General features: G+C 71.4%; 18 protein-coding genes. 13 read left to right on the forward strand and 5 right to left on the reverse strand.

Annotated features, from left to right (window positions below):
* Positions 1 to 16: 16 nt before the first annotated feature.
* Positions 17 to 673: a DUF4178 domain-containing protein gene (locus tag ACWDRB_RS13460; protein ID WP_449893564.1), complete on the forward strand. Its 657-nt coding sequence runs from the start codon at positions 17 to 19 to the stop codon at positions 671 to 673.
* Between the two features lie 6 nt (positions 674 to 679).
* Here the strand turns inward: ACWDRB_RS13460 and ACWDRB_RS13465 are convergent, their stop codons facing one another.
* A complete protein-coding gene (locus ACWDRB_RS13465; RefSeq protein ID WP_449893567.1) occupies positions 680 to 1501 on the reverse strand; it encodes a hypothetical protein in 822 nt (273 codons plus the stop codon).
* 38 nt (positions 1502 to 1539) lie between these two features.
* Between ACWDRB_RS13465 and ACWDRB_RS13470 the strand changes: the two genes are divergently transcribed.
* The 6 genes from ACWDRB_RS13470 (at position 1540) to ACWDRB_RS13495 (ending at position 6436) form a co-directional block, all read left to right on the forward strand.
* Entirely contained in the window at positions 1540 to 2373 is an 834-nt protein-coding gene (locus tag ACWDRB_RS13470; protein ID WP_449893569.1) for a 2,3,4,5-tetrahydropyridine-2,6-dicarboxylate N-succinyltransferase, read from the forward strand.
* Positions 2373 to 3428 (forward strand): succinyl-diaminopimelate desuccinylase, encoded by a 1056-nt coding sequence (gene dapE / locus ACWDRB_RS13475; protein ID WP_449893571.1) that lies wholly within the window; start codon positions 2373 to 2375, stop codon positions 3426 to 3428. The genes ACWDRB_RS13470 and dapE overlap by 1 nt, the downstream gene beginning before the upstream one ends.
* A 201-nt stretch (positions 3429 to 3629) precedes the next feature.
* The gene (locus ACWDRB_RS13480) at positions 3630 to 4427 is read left to right on the forward strand and encodes an LOG family protein (RefSeq protein WP_355197193.1); all 798 of its coding nucleotides are present in this window, start codon (positions 3630 to 3632) and stop codon (positions 4425 to 4427) included.
* Positions 4428 to 4438: 11 nt separating this feature from the next.
* Positions 4439 to 5023 (forward strand): LOG family protein, encoded by a 585-nt coding sequence (locus ACWDRB_RS13485; protein WP_350725504.1) that lies wholly within the window; start codon positions 4439 to 4441, stop codon positions 5021 to 5023.
* An 82-nt stretch (positions 5024 to 5105) separates the two neighbouring features.
* Positions 5106 to 5885, forward strand: coding sequence for a hypothetical protein (locus ACWDRB_RS13490; RefSeq protein ID WP_449893574.1), 780 nt, complete (start codon positions 5106 to 5108; stop codon positions 5883 to 5885).
* A 29-nt stretch (positions 5886 to 5914) separates the two neighbouring features.
* Positions 5915 to 6436: a DNA-3-methyladenine glycosylase I gene (locus ACWDRB_RS13495; protein ID WP_449893737.1), complete on the forward strand. Its 522-nt coding sequence runs from the start codon at positions 5915 to 5917 to the stop codon at positions 6434 to 6436.
* Here ACWDRB_RS13495 and ACWDRB_RS13500 read toward each other — a convergent pair.
* Genes ACWDRB_RS13500 through ACWDRB_RS13510 form a run of 3 tightly spaced genes read right to left on the reverse strand, consistent with a single transcriptional unit; the run spans position 6396 to position 10275 of the window.
* Complete coding sequence (locus tag ACWDRB_RS13500; RefSeq protein ID WP_449893576.1) at positions 6396 to 8708, reverse strand: polysaccharide lyase 8 family protein; 2313 nt, start codon at positions 8706 to 8708, stop codon at positions 6396 to 6398. The genes ACWDRB_RS13495 and ACWDRB_RS13500 overlap by 41 nt on opposite strands.
* Positions 8705 to 9481 carry an enoyl-CoA hydratase-related protein gene (locus ACWDRB_RS13505; protein WP_449893578.1) on the reverse strand — a complete coding sequence of 259 codons (777 nt, stop codon included), beginning with the start codon at positions 9479 to 9481 and terminating at the stop codon, positions 8705 to 8707. Before ACWDRB_RS13505 ends, ACWDRB_RS13500 begins: the two co-directional genes overlap by 4 nt.
* Positions 9478 to 10275: a PaaX family transcriptional regulator gene (locus tag ACWDRB_RS13510; RefSeq protein ID WP_355197185.1), complete on the reverse strand. Its 798-nt coding sequence runs from the start codon at positions 10273 to 10275 to the stop codon at positions 9478 to 9480. Before ACWDRB_RS13510 ends, ACWDRB_RS13505 begins: the two co-directional genes overlap by 4 nt.
* Before the next feature lie 160 nt (positions 10276 to 10435).
* Between ACWDRB_RS13510 and ACWDRB_RS13515 the strand changes: the two genes are divergently transcribed.
* Both ACWDRB_RS13515 and ACWDRB_RS13520 read left to right on the forward strand, forming a co-directional pair.
* Entirely contained in the window at positions 10436 to 10603 is a 168-nt protein-coding gene (locus ACWDRB_RS13515) for a DUF3117 domain-containing protein (RefSeq protein WP_020545024.1), read from the forward strand.
* A gap of 78 nt (positions 10604 to 10681) precedes the next feature.
* Positions 10682 to 12085 carry a leucyl aminopeptidase gene (locus tag ACWDRB_RS13520; protein WP_449893580.1) on the forward strand — a complete coding sequence of 468 codons (1404 nt, stop codon included), beginning with the start codon at positions 10682 to 10684 and terminating at the stop codon, positions 12083 to 12085.
* A gap of 84 nt (positions 12086 to 12169) precedes the next feature.
* Here ACWDRB_RS13520 and ACWDRB_RS13525 read toward each other — a convergent pair whose 3' ends face one another.
* Positions 12170 to 12808, reverse strand: coding sequence for an O-methyltransferase (locus ACWDRB_RS13525; RefSeq protein ID WP_449893582.1), 639 nt, complete (start codon positions 12806 to 12808; stop codon positions 12170 to 12172).
* A 172-nt stretch (positions 12809 to 12980) separates the two neighbouring features.
* Between ACWDRB_RS13525 and sigE the strand changes: the two genes are divergently transcribed.
* From sigE to ACWDRB_RS13545, 4 genes are all read left to right on the forward strand, one after another.
* Positions 12981 to 13613: an RNA polymerase sigma factor SigE gene (sigE, locus tag ACWDRB_RS13530; RefSeq protein WP_350725491.1), complete on the forward strand. Its 633-nt coding sequence runs from the start codon at positions 12981 to 12983 to the stop codon at positions 13611 to 13613.
* Entirely contained in the window at positions 13613 to 14137 is a 525-nt protein-coding gene (locus tag ACWDRB_RS13535; RefSeq protein WP_357733431.1) for an anti-sigma factor family protein, read from the forward strand. Before sigE ends, ACWDRB_RS13535 begins: the two co-directional genes overlap by 1 nt.
* A gap of 179 nt (positions 14138 to 14316) precedes the next feature.
* A complete protein-coding gene (locus tag ACWDRB_RS13540) occupies positions 14317 to 16053 on the forward strand; it encodes a trypsin-like peptidase domain-containing protein (RefSeq protein ID WP_449893585.1) in 1737 nt (578 codons plus the stop codon).
* Positions 16054 to 16414: 361 nt separating this feature from the next.
* Positions 16415 to 16783 carry a sec-independent translocase gene (locus tag ACWDRB_RS13545; protein ID WP_350725486.1) on the forward strand — a complete coding sequence of 123 codons (369 nt, stop codon included), beginning with the start codon at positions 16415 to 16417 and terminating at the stop codon, positions 16781 to 16783.
* Positions 16784 to 17130: the final 347 nt, after the last annotated feature.

Consider the following 17130-nt stretch of genomic DNA (forward strand, 5'->3'; position numbering starts at 1 on the left):
TGGAGCGAGCTGATCGATGAGCATGACCTCCATGGTCGTACTCGGGCTGAGCATCGCCACCGTCCTTCTGTTGCTTGGGGCTTTTCTGGCCACCATGCGGCAGGACAGGAAGGGCCGTACCAGCGCGCCGCCGGTCGAGGTCGCCCCCATCGAGACCCCGCTGCCGGCGCCGGTGAGCGCGCCCGGGCATGCCGGCACCGACTACACCGACCCTCGCACGATCCGGGTCGGCGACCGGATCGAGGTGCATGGATCTCCCCGCCGGGTGCTCGGCGCGTTGTTCGTCTCCTGGCAGGGACAGCAGTGGATCGAATACCTCCTCCGGGACAGCGCCCGCCGCTTCCAGTGGCTCTCCGTCGAGGCGCACGAGGGTGATACGCCCCATCTGGAGGTCCAGCTCTGGACGGACGTGCCCACGCAGGGGATGGTCCCGGCCAAGAGCACGCTGGTGATGGAAGGCGTGGAGTTCTCCCCGATCGAGCGGGGCACGGCGGCGTTCCGGAGCGAGGGCGACACCGGCCATCCTGACCGGGGCCTGCTGGACTTCGCGGACTATCGCGCCTCGGACGGGCGGCTGCTGTCGTTCGAACGCATCCAGGGGCAGTCGTGGACGGCCAGTTACGCCCAGCCCCTGCCGCCGGGCTCGATCACCATCGTCCGCCGCGCCTCCTGACCCTGCTCAGGAGAGCTCGACCTGGGTGGTGCCGGCCTTGCCGGCGGTCTGCCAGTTCTCGAGCTTGACGTCGTTCTTCCACGTCGCCCCCGCGTACCCGACCTGGCGCAGCGTGTACTTCTGCGAGAAGGACACCGACCAGGCGGCGATCAGCCAGCCGCGCCGCTCCGAGGTGACGGCCGTGCTGCCGAGAGCCCTGGCCAGCTGCTTGCGGGCCTCGGCGGTACGGGGCTGCGGCGCCGGGGTCTTCTTGGCCGGTGGGTACCAGCAGTGGACGGCGCGCGGGACACGCCCGGTGAAGGCGGCGGCGAGCAGTTTGGCCTCCGTCTCGTGCTGCGCGTACGCGTAGCCGCCCGCCGAGCGCTGCACCTCCTGGGCCGCTTCGGCCACCGGGATCTTGCGGTAGTTCTTGACCTTCTCCAGCGCGGCGAAGAACTTGTTCGTGGCGTAGACGGGGTCCATGAGCTGCTTCTTGGTGCCCCAGCCCTGCGACTCCCGCTGCTGGAACACGCCCACCGAGTCACGGTCGCCGTAGTCGAGGTTGTAGACCTTGGATTCCTGCAGCGCCGTGGCGTACGCGATCACGACGGCCCGCTCGGGCAGCCGGCGGCGGGCCGCGACGGCCGCGATGGTGGCGGAGATCTCGGCCTGCTCGAAGTCGAGCTCGCGCTCGCCGAGCGGGGTGCGCACGGTGCAGTGCGGCGCCGGCGCCACCGCCAGCGGCTTGGTCTTCTTCAGCAGGTGGAAGAGCCCCACGGAGATGCCCACGGCGAGCACGACGACGATGATCGCGATGGTGATGACTCCACGGGAGAAGCGCAGGCGCACCCTGAAGAACCTACCCGTGGCGGATAAGCTCCGTGGCCATGAGTGACGTGAGCACCACCTCACCGATTTCCCCGGTGGTGGACGAGTTGTGGGAGCGCCGGACGGAGCTGTCGCCGGCCGACGCCGAGGCGCGCCGGCTGATCGTCGGCGCCGTCGACCTGCTCGACAGGGGCGAGGCCAGGGCCGCGCGCCTGGAGGGTGGCGAGGTGGTCGTGGACGAACGCGCCAAACGGGCCATCCTGCTCAGCTTCAAGGTGCTCGGCATGGCGCGCTCGCAGGTGGGCGACTTCCAGCACCACGACCGGGTCCCGCTCAAGAGTTCGCTCGACGGCGTGCGCGTGGTGCCCGGCGCGATCGCCCGCTGGGGCTCGTACCTGGCGCCCGGGGTGGTGCTGATGCCGTCGTTCACGAACATCGGCGCGTACGTGGACGAGGGGACCATGGTGGACACCTGGGCCACCGTCGGCTCGTGCGCGCAGATCGGGAAGAACGTCCACCTGTCGGGCGGGGCGGGCATCGGCGGCGTGCTGGAGCCGCCCAACGCCGTGCCGGTCGTCGTCGGGGACGGCGCGCTGATCGGCAGCCGCTCGATGATCGTCGAAGGAGCCCGGGTCGGCGAGGGCGCGGTCGTCGGCGCCGGGACGATCCTGTCCGGCTCGATCCCGGTGATCGACGTGCAGACCGGCGAGGAGCTGGCCCGCGGCCACGTCCCCGCGTGGTGCGTGGCCGTCGGCGGCACCCGGCAGAAGGAGTTCCCCGGCGGCACGTTCGGCCTGCCGTGCGTGCTGGTGCTCAAGCGCCTGGAGCCGGGGCAGCGACACGACAAGGCGGCGCTCAACGACGTGCTGCGCGAACACGGAGTGAACACCTGATGCTTGATCTCACGCAGGACGTACGCGCGCTGACCGCGGCGATCGTGGACATCGAGTCGGTGAGCAGCGACGAGCGGGCGCTGGCCGACGCGGTCGAGCGGGCGCTGTCCGCGCTGCCGCACCTGCAGGTCGACAGGTCGGGCGAGACGGTCGTGGCCCGCACCGAGCTGGGCCGGTCCGAGCGGGTGCTGATCGCCGGGCACCTCGACACCGTCCCCATCGCCGGCAACCTGCCCAGCCGGGTGGAGGGCGACCTCCTCTACGGGTGCGGCACGTCCGACATGAAGGCCGGCGTGGCGGTCGCGCTCAAGCTGGCGGCCACCGTCCCCGCTCCCAACCAGGACGTCACGTACGTCTTCTACGACTGCGAGGAGGTCGAGGCCGAGCGCAACGGCCTCAACCGCGTGGCCAGGGACCACCCCGACTGGCTGGCGGCCGACTTCGCGGTGCTCATGGAGCCGACCGACGGGACGATCGAGGGCGGCTGCCAGGGCACGCTGCGCGCCGAGGTCACCGTCAGGGGCAAGCGGGCCCACAGCGCCAGGTCGTGGTTCGGGGTCAACGCCATTCACGGGATCGAGCCGGTCCTGGCCAGGCTGAACGCGTACGAGGCGCGGCTGCCGGTGGTCGACGGCCTCGAATACCACGAGGGCCTGAACGCGGTCGGCGTCCGGGGCGGGGTCGCGGGCAACGTCATCCCCGACCTGTGCGTGGTGTCCGTCAACTACCGGTTCGCTCCCGATCTGACGATCGAGCAGGCGCAGGAGCACGTACGCGAGGTCTTCGACGGGTTCGAGGTGAGCTTCGTCGACGCCGCGCCCGGGGCCAGGCCGGGGCTGACGCACCCGGTGGCGGCGGCCTTCACCGAGGCGGTCGGCGGCACGCCGCGCGCCAAGCTGGGCTGGACGGACGTCGCCCGCTTCTCCGCGCTGGGGGTGCCCGCCGTGAACTACGGTCCCGGGGATCCGAACCTGGCGCACCAGCAGGGCGAGTACGTGTCGCTGTCGAAGATCGTCGAGAGCGAGCGGGCCATGCTCAACTGGCTCACAAAATGAAAGTGGCCTTCCTCGCCGGCCATTTGGCGGGGAAGACCACTTTCAGTCCCGAGCAGCACCCTCGTGCAGTTAGACGCAGGGGGGTCGAAATACGGTTCCCTGGTTTTTCCAAGTTTTTTTGGAGCCTGGGTTCACCGGTCTGACCTGCGGTGTTCGCGCTCAGGACGCCCATCTCGCCCGAAGAGGGCTAGCGTGACCAACATGGAACAGTCACGTCCTGAACGCCGTCAGGGCCAGGCGGTCGTACGCGGCCGCCTGGTGCCCAGCTCCACGCACGACCAGCGCCTGCTCGCCCGCCAGGGGTCCTCTGACTGGGTCCACATGGACCCGTGGCGGGTGCTGCGGATCCAGGCCGAGTTCGTGGAGGGGTTCGGTCAGCTCGCCGAGCTGCCGCCGGCGGTCACGGTCTTCGGCTCGGCGCGCACCGCGGACGGGGCGCCCGACTACCGGCAGGGCCGCGCGCTCGGCCAGGCGCTGGCCGAGGCGGGCTACGCGGTGATCACGGGCGGCGGCCCGGGCGTCATGGAGGCCGCCAACCGCGGTGCGAGCGAGGTGGACGGCGCGATGTCGGTCGGGCTCGGCATCGAGCTCCCGTTCGAGCAGAGCATGAACGACTATGTCGACCTCGGCATCGAGTTCCGCTACTTCTTCGTGCGCAAGACGATGTTCGTCAAGTACTCGTGCGGCTTCATCGCCCTGCCCGGCGGCTTCGGCACGCTGGATGAGCTGTTCGAGGCGCTGACGCTGGTGCAGACCCACAAGGTCACCTCCTTCCCCGTGGTCCTGATGGGCTCGGAGTTCTGGGGCGGGCTGCTCGACTGGATCAAGAGCACCCTGCTCGGCACCGGCAAGATCGCCGCCCAGGACCTCGACCTGATCACCCTCACCGACGACGTGGACGAGGCCGTGCGCATCATCGTGGACGCCGACCTGGCCCGCTCCAGGCAGCGCGAAGAGGAGCTGGAAGCCGCCGCGGTCCAGTACGCCGAGCCCCAGTAGGCTTCCTGGATGTGAATATCTGCGTCTACTGCGCCTCCAGCCTGAACATCGACAAGAAGTACATCGATCTGGCCGGACACGTGGGCGCCGAGCTCGCCAAGCGGGGTCACACCCTGGTGAGCGGCGGCGCCACGGTCTCCTGCATGGGCGCGGTCGGCTCGGCCGTCCGGGCTGGCGGTGGCCGCACGATCGGCGTGATCCCGCAGGTGCTGGTGGACGTCGAGGTGGCGGACGAGGAGTCGGACGAGCTGATCGTCACCACCGACATGCGCGAGCGCAAGGGGATCATGGACGCCCGCTCCGACGCGTTCCTCGTGCTGCCCGGCGGCATCGGCACGCTGGAGGAGCTCTTCGAGATCTGGACCGCGCGGGTGCTCGGCATCCACGACCGGCCCCTGGTGATCCTCGACCCCTGGGGTCTGTACGACCCGCTCAAGCAGCTGATGAACCACCTGTACGACGAGGGCTTCACCCGGCCCGACGTCTTCGACGCGATCTCGTGGACCTCCACGGTGGAGGAGGCGTTCGCCCACCTGGAGGCGCGTCCGCAACCGGTCCGGCCCAGCGTCGCCGAACTCGGCGAGGCGGTCGGCTGACCGGCGCGCTCACCGCCCGGAGACGCACGGACTGCGGCAAGTGCGGGACCTCATGCCCCGATGGTGTGAGTACGATGCCAATGTGCTGGTCATTCTCGCCATCGCCGCCATCGCCATCTTGGCGTGTGTGGTCTTGGTCTCCCTCGGTAGGGGCGGTGAGCTGACCGAGTTCCCGCCGGATGTGCCGCCTCTCGACCTGCCCGAGCCCGGACAGTTGACGGCGGTCGACTTCATGGCGCTCCAACTTCCGGTCAATCTGGTCGGCTATCACACGGCGAGCGTCGACGAGACCCTGCGCAGGGCCGCCAACGCGATCAGCGCGCGTGACACGCGGATCGCGGTGCTGGAGCAGCGGGTCTCCGAGCTGCTGTCGAGCCGGTTGCACGCGCGCCAGGAGATCTACGCCGCGCCCGGGGCGGGGCTGCGTACCGACCACGCCCCAGAAGCCCCGGCGGTGGCGCGCGAGCTGCCGGAGTCCGGCGATCCCGTGGAGGTGAGCGGCGCCACGGTGTCCTGGGACAGCACGCCGGACCTGCGGCGGGCGCCGGAGGACCCGGAGTGGCGGATCCCGTCGGGCGACGGCGAGCCGGCCCCGGAGGCCGCTCCGGACGAGCAGGCCCAGGCGGAGGCTTCCGACGGCGAGGCCCCAGCGGCCGAAAGCACAGCGGCCGAGACCGCAGCGGCCGAGGAGGCCGCCGCCGTCATGGAGGCCTCCGTCGATGAGAAGCCGGACGAGAAGCCCGACGAGACCGTCGAGGTCGGCGAGCACGACGTGGTCTCCGAGCCGGTGGACGAGTCCAAGGACGGCGCGGAGACCACGCAGGCCGCGCCACTGGCCAAGGACGGGGACGGGCGCCCGTGACCGAGCTGATCCGGTGCTCCTGGACGGGCATGGCGGGCAACGCGGCCTACATCGCCTACCACGACGACGAGTGGGGCCGCCCGCTCACGGGTGACGACGCGGTCTTCGAGCGCGTGGCCCTGGAGGCGTTCCAGTCGGGCCTGTCGTGGCTGACGATCCTGCGCAAGCGGGAGAACTTCCGCGCGGCCTTCGACCGGTTCTCGATCGCCAAGGTGGCCGCGTACACCGAGCAGGACGTGGAGCGCCTGCTCGGCGACGAGGGCATCGTGCGCAACCGGGCCAAGATCGAGGCCGTGGTCGGCAACGCCAGGGCCGCCATGGACCTTTCCGAGGGCCTGTCGGAGCTGGTGTGGCGCTACGCCGACCCGGAGGCCCCCGCGCCGAAGAGCATGGCCGACGTACCCGCCACCACGCCCGGCTCCAAGGCGCTGGCCAAGGAGCTGAAGAAGCACGGCTTCAGGTTCGTCGGCCCGACCACGGCCTACGCGTTGATGCAGGCCATCGGCCTGGTCAACGATCACATCGAGGGCTGCGTGGCCCGTTCGCGCTGAGCTCGAAGGTGTGGGTCGCGCCGAGTGACCCGCCGAGCTCGACGGTCACGGCGGTCGTCTCCCCGGCCCGCGCCGTGACGGTGTCGTCGGCCCTGATGAGCCCGCCCAGCGGGTGGTCGAACGTGATCGTCACGACGTCCACCGTCCGGCTCGGGTCGGCCACCGCCACGGCCACCCGCCCGCCGGCGCGCCGCACGATCACCACGCACGGCGCGTCCACCGCGATCTCCCCGACGGTCCCGGCCGTCCAGAACACGGCCGCGAGCAGCCCCCGCGCCCGCACGGCCTGCAGCTCGGCGGTGTTGGCGGCCACCCGCACGGGACGCCGCCCGCGGTACCTGCGGGTCTGCTCGCGCGCCGCACCCGGCAGCACCGTGTACGCGTAGGAGGCGTTCACGGGGTCGATGCCGTGGTCGATCCAGAGGCTCGCGTAACGCCGCGTGACGGGCTCGACCGCGCCGCCGGTGTCGTCGCCCGCGTTGATGTCGCGCCACCTGCCTGTACGCGTCTCCACGGCGCACTGAGCGCCGTCCAGCACGTAGCCCGCGACTCCGGGCAGGTGTGCCCAGCCGTCGCCGACGTGCGGCCGCGCGTCCGTGGCCCGGTTCTCCACCACGGTCACCACCCTGCGCCCGTCCGAGCCGGTGATGCCGCTGCCGAGCGCCACCACGGCCGCGTCGAGGAAGAACCACGACTTGCGCGCCCGCAGGCTCGCGCCCTCGCTCGTCAGCTCCATGACGGCGGCCCCGTACCGGCCGTCGAGCACCGCGCCGCCGGCCCACGCGCCGGGCGGGCAGTGGGCGCGGAAGGAGAGGTCCGCGCGCTCGCGGTCGTCGACGGTGGTCCCGGGCAGCCGGTACGGGTCCACCGTCGGCCAGAAGCCCTCGCCGAACTGGCCCAGGTCGCTCGTGTAGAGGTAGGTCATGCCGTCGCCGGTGTACCAGCCGTGCAGGTTCTCGCCGTTGATCGCCTCGTACGCGGCGATCCGGCGCGACGAGAGGCTGAGCGCGAACGACCAGGTGGGCCGCCGATGCACGGTCCGGTCCATCGAGGGGAACACGAAGTGCCCGACGGGCCCGGGAGCGGCCTCGACGTTCACGTCGCGCAGCACCGCGACCGCCCGCCGGGTCTCCGGCACGTCCGCGTGCTCCAGGTAGGGGTGGGCCTTGCCGCGCTCGATCCACCCCTTGGCCAGCTCCCGGAAGCGGCCGGCGTACGGCTCCGGCGCGCTCTGGGCCAGCAGCAGGACGGCGCCGATCAGGCCATGGCCGGCCACGGCGTCGGAGAACGCCTGCCGCGTGGCCGCCCGCCCCCTGACCGTGTCCATCAGCAGCCCGTCATGGACGAACGGCGCGTACGACCGCTCGACCGCGTCCAGGACCACGGGCAGGCCCGGATCGCGGACCTGCCACGGCGAACCGTCCAGGAGCGCGAGCGCCTCGGCGACCGCGATGATCAGCGACAGGCCGTAGGAGCCGGTGTACGCGACGCACTCGTGCTGGATGAACGACCCGTCGCGGTAGAAGCCGTCGCCGGACTCGACGTGGCGGAAGACGCTCCTGAGCCCGCCGTCGCGCACGTCCGACAGGCCGTCGCGGGCCAGCGCCAGCTTGTCCGCGCTGCGCCCCGCGATACCGCGGAAGGCGACGATGGAGGCCTTGTCGGCCCGGTTGGCGCCGCTCTCGCCCGCCTGCGGGTTGCCGGCCCGGCGGTCGGCGTCCGGGCAGAACCGGTCCACGGCCGTCAGGTAGGCGTCGAGCCTGGCGCCGTCGAGCCGGTCGCCGAGCAGCACGCACAACCGGGTCAGGTGGGCGGGCGTGCCGATCTCCCAGAACCACCAGTTGCCCGTCTCGGGGAGCCGCTCGTTGTAGTGGCGCTCGTGGAGCACGTCGAGCGCGTCCACCACCCGGGCCGCGACGGCGTCGTCGCCGTGCTGCGCGGTGCCTGGTGTGGCCCAGGCCGTGGCGATGCGCCGAAGGCGGCCGTAGCTGCCCGTGACGTTGCCGGGGCCGCCGGCCGGCGGCAGGTCCGGCCAGAGGGTTCCGGGCGCCATCGACGCCAGCAGGCCGTCGGCGGCCCCGCTCAGCCTGGCCAGCGGCCCGGCGTAGACCGGATCGGAGACGTCGATCCCGCCGCCGGTGAGCAGGCCGAGCGCGCCCGCGCGGAGAACGTCGAACGCGGGCACGCCTCCGGCGGCGGCGGTCACCTGCGCGGCCGCGGGCACGCTTCCGGCGGCGGCCTCCTGCGCGGCCGGGTCCGGTGCGGACGTCACTCGGCGCGGAACGTCGGGCGTTCCTTGGCGAGGAAGGCGCGGGTGGCGTTCAGGTGATCCAGGGTGGCGGCGCATTCGTCCTGGAGGTCGGCCTCCATGGCGAGCGAGTCGGGCAGCGAGTGGGTCGCGGCGTAGGCCAGCGCCCGCTTGGTGGCGGCGTAGGCGAGGGTCGGGCCGTGCGCGAGGCGTACGGCCAGCTCGTGGGCGGTCTTCAGGAGGTCGTCGGCGGGCACCACGCGCGTGACCAGGCCCAGCTCCAGCGCGCGGGCCGCGTCGAGCGGCTCGCCGAGCAGCAGCAGCTCGGCCGCGCGGCCCCGGCCGACCAGGCGCTGCAGCGTCCAGGAGGCGCCCGAGTCGGGCGCCAGGCCGATGCCGGCGAACGCCAGCGCGAACTTCGCCTTCTCCGAGGCCACCCGCAGGTCGCAGGCGAAGGCCAGGGACGCGCCCGCGCCCGCGGCGACGCCGTTGACCGCGGCCACCACCGGCTTGGCCATGGTGGTGATCAGCTCCACGATCGGGTTGTAGTGGACGCGGACCGTGCCGGCCAGGCCGCGGCCCGCCTCCAGGTTGCCGGCGTGCTCGCGCAGATCCTGGCCCGCGCAGAAGGCCCGGCCCGAGCCGGTCAGCAGCACGGCCCTGATCGCGGCGTCGCCCGCCGCGCGGCGCAGCGCGTCGAGGAGCGCGTCCTTGGTCTCGGCGGTCAGCGAGTTCATGGCGTCGGGGCGGTCGAGCGTGATGGTGGCGACCGTGTCGGCCACGTCATAGCGGATCAAAGTAACTCCCTCTCGACGAACGCGGCGGCCGCGGGCAGCAGCCGGGCGGCCTCCTGCTCGAAGTACGCCCTGGCCTTCTCGCCCGGCCAGCCCGCGGGCAGCAGCTCCGGCGGCAGGCCCGGGTCGCGAAACAGGAAGTTGCGCCAGCCGTGCACGAGCCTGCTCCTGGTGGCGAACACCTGGTCCGCCGGTGCTCTCTCGGGCAGCGTGCTGATCAGCGTGACAGCCTCGGCGAGCCAGTGCTCGTACGCCTCGCCGATGGCGGTCAGATCCCACGCCCTGGCCACCAGCTCCCGCGGGTCGCCCTCCAGCGCCGAGTCGAACCTGTCGGCCCGCACCCCCTCGCCGTCGAGCAGGTTGTCCAGCTCGATCGAGGATCGTGGACCGATCCACGTCGTCTCGGACAAGGACGCGTACCCGAGGAAGGCCAGGTCGGCCCTGAGCCGCTCCCTGCGCGGCCGCTCCTTCACCGGCGCGAAGACGATCACGTGCCACCGGCCGTGCCAGGTCAGCGTCCCGGCTCGGTAAATTCTGAGCGCGGCCTCGTCCAGGCGCCGGCCGCATTTCGGGGTCAGCCCGTAGCCGGCTCCCTGCGGCAGTTTCACCGGCCGCAGCCACCCTTGGCGCACCATTCGTGACACAGCGGTGCGGACGGCGGGAGGGGCTATTTCCAGGGGTTTCATGAGCCTTACGAGCGAGGCGACGGACGCCTGTCCACCGCGCGAGCGCAGGTGGTCTCCATAGAGATCGAACAGAGCGGCGCGAGCGTGCACGAAGTCCAGTTTGGACGCCATCGCGCGGCTCGACAACGCATTCTGGGAGGAGATCGTTACCCATGAGCGCTCTCGATGCGGGAGAATAGGACATCACAGAAGACGTGAATGCGCCGACCACCCCCCACGGGCGGTCGGAAATCGCGGGCCGCGGGAGCCCAAGGCAGGAAGGGATGCACGCATGGCGGCGATGAAGCCGCGGACCGGCGATGGTCCGCTCGAGGTCACCAAGGAAGGGCGCGGCATTGTCATGCGGGTCCCCCTGGAGGGTGGCGGCCGGCTCGTCGTGGAGATTTCCGCCGACGAGGCGAAGGCGCTCGGCGAGGCGTTGAAGAACGTCGTCGGCTGAGAGCTCCCGAAAGACCACCTTTTCCACGACCCTGGCGTAATCCGGCGCCAGGGTCGCTGACGTTCGAGGAGAGAATCCGTGCCCATTGAGACCACTGCGTCGGTGGTCGCCCAGGTTCCCGACGGAGCCGAGCTGCTGGCCGTTCCCTTTGACTCCACCCTCAGCCCCGAGGTCGAGCTGCACCTGCCGGTGTCCGACCTGCTGGCCCACTACGAGGCCAAGGGGGAGGCGGGGGAGATCGTCGAGGTTCCCGTGGCCAGGGGCGGCGGTGTCGGCCGCGTCCTGCTCTACGGAGTGGGCGACGGCTCGCCGCGTGCCCTGCGCAAGGCCGGTGCCGCGCTCGCCCGCAGAGCCAAGGGCAGGGACACGCTGACCGTGGTCGCGCCCGACGGCGACGTGGCGGCGTTCGCCGAGGCGGCGCTGCTCGCGGCGTACTCGTTCAAGATCGGCAACGGGGGCAAGAAACCGGTGCGGGCGCTGGCCCTCGCGGGCGCGGACGCGGCGCAGGTGCGGCGCGCGCAGGTCGTGGCGCAGGCGGTGGCGCTCGCCCGCGACCTGGCCAACACGCCTTCCTCCGTCAAGAACCCCGCGTGGCTGGCCGAGCGGGCCGCCGAGGTCGGGGTGCCCGCGCGGGTCTGGGACGAGGAGCAGCTACAGGCCGACGGGTTCGGCGGCATCCTCGCGGTCGGCAGGGGCTCGGCCAGCCCGCCCCGGCTCATCCAGCTCTCCTACACCCCCGCCGAGCCCACCGACCGGCACGTGGTGCTGGTGGGCAAGGGGATCACGTTCGACTCGGGCGGGCTGTCGCTCAAGCCCAACGAGAACATGAAGACCCAGAAGACCGACATGGCGGGCGGCGCGGTGGTGATCGCCGTGCTCGGCGCGCTGGCCGAGCTGGGCGCTCCCGTACGGGTCACCGGGCTGATCGCCTCCGCCGAGAACATGCCCTCGGGCACGGCGCAGCGGCCCAGCGACGTGATCAAGCATTACGGCGGGCGCACGGTCGAGGTGCTCAACACCGACGCCGAGGGCCGGCTGGTGCTGGCCGACGCCCTCGCCTACGCCGACGCCGTCCTCGACCCCGACGAGGTCGTGGACATCGCCACCCTCACCGGGGCGATCACGGTGGCGCTCGGCCGCAACGTCGGCGCCGTCTACGCCTCCGACGACGCGCTGGCCAAGCGGCTCCTGGACGCCGGGCAGGTGAGCGACGACCGGCTGTGGCGGATGCCGCTGATCGAGGACTACACGCCCGCGCTGGAGTCGTCGATCGCCGACCTGGCCAACGTCGAGGCCGGGTCCAGGTTCGGGGCCGGGTCGATCACGGCGGCGCTGTTCCTGCGCGAGTTCGCGGGGCGGCGGCCGTGGGCGCACCTCGACATCGCCGGCGTCGGGCGCAGCACGGTGGACGAGGGCACCCTGACCAAGGGCGCCACGGGATTCGGCGTCCGCCTCCTGCTGGAGTGGCTCACCCGCGCCTAGCAGCCGGCTCGCTCGCGGCTGGGCGGCCCACCGGGGCCGGCCGGCTCGCGCAGGCGGCGCTCCGCCCGAGTGGCTCGCCCGCGGCTAGTCGGCGATCTTGATGGCGGCCAGCAGGCCGTCGCCCAGCGGCATGAGCACCGAGCGCAGGCGGTCGTCCGACTGCACCAGCTTGCCCACCTCGCGCAGCGCCACCGTGTCGGTGTCGCGTTGCGCGGGGTCGGCCACCCGGTTGTGCCACAGCATGTTGCCGAAGGCCACGATGCCGCCCACGCGCAGCAGGCGGACCGCCTCGGCGAGGTAGTCGGCGTACTCCTGCCTCGCGCCGTCGGCGAACACCATGTCGTAGCCGCCGTCCGACAGCCGCGGCAGCACGTCGAGCGCCCGGCCCGAGATGAGCCGCACCCGCCCGCCGGAGAAGCCCGCCTCCGCGAACGCCTGTCTGGCCAGCCGCTGGTGCTCGGGCTCGACGTCCACGCTCGTGAGCGTCCCGTCCATACGCATGCCGCGCAGCAGCCACAGTCCCGAGACGCCGCAGCCCGTGCCGATCTCGACGACGGATTTGGCGTTGACGGCGGTGGCGAGGAAGCACAGTGCCGCCCCGCCGCCGGGAAGGATGGGTGTGGCCCCCATCTCCAGCCCGCGCTGTCGCGCCGTATGCAGGAGCTCATCTTCCTGATGGAACTGCTCCGCATAGGCCAGAGTGGCCTCCACCGGGTTGGTCATCGGCCGCCTCCCCCGCTTTCGTGCGATTGGTCCACGTGATTGGCACCGATCGCAGCCTAGGGGAGACACGCCAGGACGGGAACTCAGGAGGGACCTAAGGCGTTGCAGGTTTAAACGGGCTTTGCCGGTCCGGAAGGCAGGCAGTGCGCACGAAGGGACGAAACCAGGCACTATGGCGGTAGCGGTGGTCCCAAAGAGAGGAGTTCTGGTGGACGAAAGCGACCACCAGGCGGATGCTCCCGTGTCGTCTGATTGGACACCTCCCACATGGGAGGAAGTGGTGCGGACTCACTCCGCACGCGTGTATCGGCTGGCATACCGGCTGACCGGCAATGTCCACGACGCGGAAGACCTCACCCAGGAGGTCTTCGTCCGCGTCTTCAGGTCGCTGTCGAGCTACACCCCGGGCACGTTCGAGGGGTGGCTGCACCGGATCACGACGAACCTGTTCCTCGACATGGCGCGGCGCAAGCAGCGCATCAGGTTCGAGGGGCTGGCCGACGACGCCGCCGAGCGGCTGCGTGGCCGTGAGCCGTCCCCGGCGCAGGCGTTCGACGACGCCCACCTGGAGCCCGACATCCAGGCCGCCCTCGACGCGCTCGCCCCCGAGTTCCGGGCCGCGATCGTGCTGTGTGACATCGAGGGCCTTTCTTACGAGGAGATCGCGGCCACGCTCGGCGTCAAGCTGGGTACGGTCCGAAGCCGTATTCACCGTGGCCGGGCGCAGTTGCGGGAGGCGCTCGATCATCGAGCCCCCCGTAATTCTCAACTCCCCCCGACCGTGATCCGTGGGGAGGAATTCTGATGGCTCATCTTGGAGAACGCGTGTCCGCGCTCGTGGACGGCGAGCTCAACCACACCGAGCGCGAGCGCGCGCTGGCTCATCTGACCTTCTGTGCCGACTGTCGGCAAGAAGTCGAGTCGGTGCGGGCGCTGAAGTCGCGCCTGCGCTCCCTGGAGGGGCCGGCGATGCCGGCCGATCTGACGATGTCCCTGCTCCGGATGGCGGAGCCGGGCGGCCCGCTGCCGCCGAGGGAGCGCCCTTTTCCGTCCCGCACCTTCGGCGGGGTGCCCATCCCTGGGCCGCACACCATCGCTCCGCTGGACAACCGCCCGCGGAGGGACGCCACTGGTGGGGCCTCGGGCCCTGGTCGCGGCGGTAGGCGGCGTTCGGCCTACGTGGCCGTAGGGGTGGTCTCCGCGGCCGTCGCGCTCGGCACCTTCTTCGCGGCCACCGGCGTCGGACAGAACAACCCGGCGCCGCCGGTGGAGCTGTTCCAGCAGCCGCGCACCTCGCCGGCGGGCGCGCCCTCGACGGCCACTCCTTGACCTGGGGTTGACCTCCGGTCATGCCTAGGAGACTTGGACTTGGCGTACTTGGCAGCGCGCTGGGCATACGATCTGGGTTCGGGATTTGTCACAAGCGATTCCTGACAAATGCTTTATGACCCTCGTATGCCGCAAGAGCGAGGATTGCGGTGGCCGAGCCAAGGAGTGGTGAGACTTAGATGACCGACGAGACGCGCCCCACCGAAGGACGCACGCCGTCGGACTACCCCGAACCACAGGGGCGGCCGGACTTCCTGCCCGCGGACGACTCGCCTGACCAGGCCGGCCGGTTGCCGGAGCCGCCCGCCTCGTTCGGCACCTCTTGGGGCGACCCGTCGGGTCGCCCCTCTTCGGGTGTCCCCCCGTACGGTGGCCCGACCTCCGGCGCTCCCACGTTCACCAGTCCCTCGTTCGGCTCCCCGAGCTCCTACGAGAGCCCTTCGTACAGTCACGAGGGCAGCGGCCCGTCGTTCAGCGCCTCCTACGACAGCGGCTCCGCGTTCGGAAGCCCTTCCTACGAGAGCACCGGCCCCTCCTACGGGAGCGGCCCCTCGTATGGGAGCGCTCCGTCCTACGGGAGCGGTCCGTCGTATGGGAGCGGTCCGACGTATGGCGGCGGGCCGGACAACGGGACGCGTGCCTACGAGAGCCCGCTGTTCGGAAGCCCGTCCCCGTCCGGTCCCACCGGCGGCAACACTCCGCCGCCACCGCCCCGTCAGGCGCTTCCCCTGGGCGCGGGCTGGGCGCCGCCGCCTCCCGGCGCGGACGCGGGCTCCTCGGGGGGCAGGCGCGGGCCGAGCACGGTCCTGCTCGTCTCGACCGCCGTGGCCATCGCCCTGGTGGCCTCGCTGCTCGGCAGCGTCGGCACCTACCTGCTCACCAAGCCGAGTGACGGCAACGACCCCGGCTACAGCCTCGGCCCCCTGCCGACCGGCGGCGCCGGTAACCGGGAGCCCGGATCGGTGGCGGGCGTGGCCGCGCGGGTGTTGCCCAGCGTGGTCTCGATCGAGGCCGGCACCACCACCGAGGGCGCGACCGGGTCCGGCTTCCTGATCAAGAACGGCTACGTGGTGACCAACAACCACGTCGTCGCGCTGGCCGCCAAGGGCGGCGAGATCCGGATCATGTTCAACAACCGCAAGACCACCCCGGGCAAGATCGTGGGCCGCGACCCCGGCTCGGACCTGGCCGTGATCAAGCCCGAGGACACGTTCGGGACGCCGGAGATCACCCTCGGCAACTCCGACCAGGTCGTGGTCGGCGACCCGGTCATCGCGATCGGCTCCCCGCTGGGCCTCACGGGCACGGTGACGACGGGCATCGTCAGCTCGCTCAACCGCCCGGTCATCGCTGGCGACGAGACGGGCTCCGGCACGGAGGAGCCCGCCTACATCAGCGCCATCCAGACGGACGCCGCCATCAACCCGGGCAACTCGGGCGGCCCGCTGGTGAACGGCAAGGGCGAGGTCGTCGGCGTGAACTCGGCCATCGCCACCCTCGGCCGCTCGGTGAACAGCCAGAGCGGCAGCATCGGCCTGGGCTTCGCGATCCCCGTCAACCAGACGCGGCGCGTGGCCGAAGAGCTGATCACCACCGGCAAGGCCAAGCGGCCCAGGATCGGCGTCGTCCTGGACAAGGACTACAAGGGCCAGGGCGTGAAGATCGCGTCGTCTCCCAGCGGCGGCCGCCAGCCGGTTGACGTCAACGGGCCGGCGGACAAGGCCGGGCTGAAGGCGGGCGACGTCATCCTGGAGATCGACGGGCTGACCCTGCAGGACGGGAACGAGCTGATCGCCCTGATCCGCAGCAAGGCGCCGGGCGCCAAGATCACCATCAAGTACCAGCGCGCCGGCCAAGAACGCACCGCCACCCTCACCGTGGTCGCCGACGACGAGCCCACCCCGACGCCGTCCTGATCCGCCCGGCCGTCCTTGGCGGCGGCCCTGTGCGTTTCTTCACAGCGGCGCGGGTGCTCACCACCCGCGCCGCCTTTGGTTTCCGTCCTTCTGGTTTTTACGGCTGCGCACGGCAGGCACCACCCGCCGACCCGGGTGACCGGCCCTCCAGGGAGACGCTTACCGGCTTCCCCGCCGCGCCGCCGTAACGGACGGTGCGACCGGCTGGGTGGTAGACGCGTTGACCAGGGCCGGAGGGGTGTATGCGGGGAATGTTGGTGATATGACCGAGGGGGGACGACCGACCTACCCCCGGGAGCCCTTAGTCTGTGGATAGGCCGGGGTTGTCCTCGGAGTGATTGGACTGCGGTAGGAGCTCACGGTGTTCGGACTCGGGTGGATGGAGATCGGAGCGCTGATCGTCATCGCGCTGCTCGTCTTCGGTCCCGACAAGCTGCCTCAGGCCGCATCTCAGGCAGGCAAGACGCTGCGCAACCTGCGCCGGATGGCGAACAACGCGCGTGACGATCTGCGTTCCGGGCTGGGCCCGGAGTTCGCCAATTTCGACCCCGCCGACCTCAACCCGAGGAACTTCGTCCGCAAGCACCTGCTCGACGACCTCGAGGACGACTGGAACGACAACAACCGGCCTCGGGAGCTGGAGCCCGCCACGACGGCTCCGTACTCGCCCGAGCCGGTGGACGAGCTCGGCTACGGGGAGATTCCCCCTTACGACTCAGAGGCCACCTGACGGGCCAGGGAAGGCTCGTCGCCGTCCATACGGCCCGCCGCCTCCCGGACGGCACACGAGGGCTCAAACAACCCGCCGCCCGTCCCCTGGGGCCGGCGTCGCCCACAAGCGCTCATATGGCCCTCTGAGGGTCCTCCACGCCCTCTCGGGCGCGCCTGGTCAACGCTCTTGACCACCCAGCCGGTCACGCCTGCCCGTTGCGGCGGCGCGCCGGGGAAGCCGGTGAGCGTTCCCCTGGAAGGCCGGTCACCCACGTCGGCGGGTGGCGCCCACCGTGCGCAGCCGTAAAGGACCCGAAGGACGGGCACCGAGAGCGGCGCGGATGATGTTCGCCGTCGCAGCCGTAA

The organism is Nonomuraea sp. NPDC003707, assembly GCF_053587055.1.

Coding starts and splice junctions, on each gene's coding strand:
- ACWDRB_RS13460 (WP_449893564.1), top strand. CDS start 17: ATGAGCATGACCTCCATGGTCGTACTCGGGCTGAGCATCGCCACCGTC.
- ACWDRB_RS13470 (WP_449893569.1), top strand. CDS start 1,540: ATGAGTGACGTGAGCACCACCTCACCGATTTCCCCGGTGGTGGACGAG.
- dapE (WP_449893571.1), top strand. CDS start 2,373: ATGCTTGATCTCACGCAGGACGTACGCGCGCTGACCGCGGCGATCGTG.
- ACWDRB_RS13480 (WP_355197193.1), top strand. CDS start 3,630: ATGGAACAGTCACGTCCTGAACGCCGTCAGGGCCAGGCGGTCGTACGC.
- ACWDRB_RS13495 (WP_449893737.1), top strand. CDS start 5,915: ATGGCGGGCAACGCGGCCTACATCGCCTACCACGACGACGAGTGGGGC.
- ACWDRB_RS13510 (WP_355197185.1), bottom strand. CDS start 10,275: ATGGCGTCCAAACTGGACTTCGTGCACGCTCGCGCCGCTCTGTTCGAT.
- ACWDRB_RS13515 (WP_020545024.1), top strand. CDS start 10,436: ATGGCGGCGATGAAGCCGCGGACCGGCGATGGTCCGCTCGAGGTCACC.
- ACWDRB_RS13525 (WP_449893582.1), bottom strand. CDS start 12,808: ATGACCAACCCGGTGGAGGCCACTCTGGCCTATGCGGAGCAGTTCCAT.
- sigE (WP_350725491.1), top strand. CDS start 12,981: ATGGCGGTAGCGGTGGTCCCAAAGAGAGGAGTTCTGGTGGACGAAAGC.
- ACWDRB_RS13535 (WP_357733431.1), top strand. CDS start 13,613: ATGGCTCATCTTGGAGAACGCGTGTCCGCGCTCGTGGACGGCGAGCTC.
- ACWDRB_RS13540 (WP_449893585.1), top strand. CDS start 14,317: ATGACCGACGAGACGCGCCCCACCGAAGGACGCACGCCGTCGGACTAC.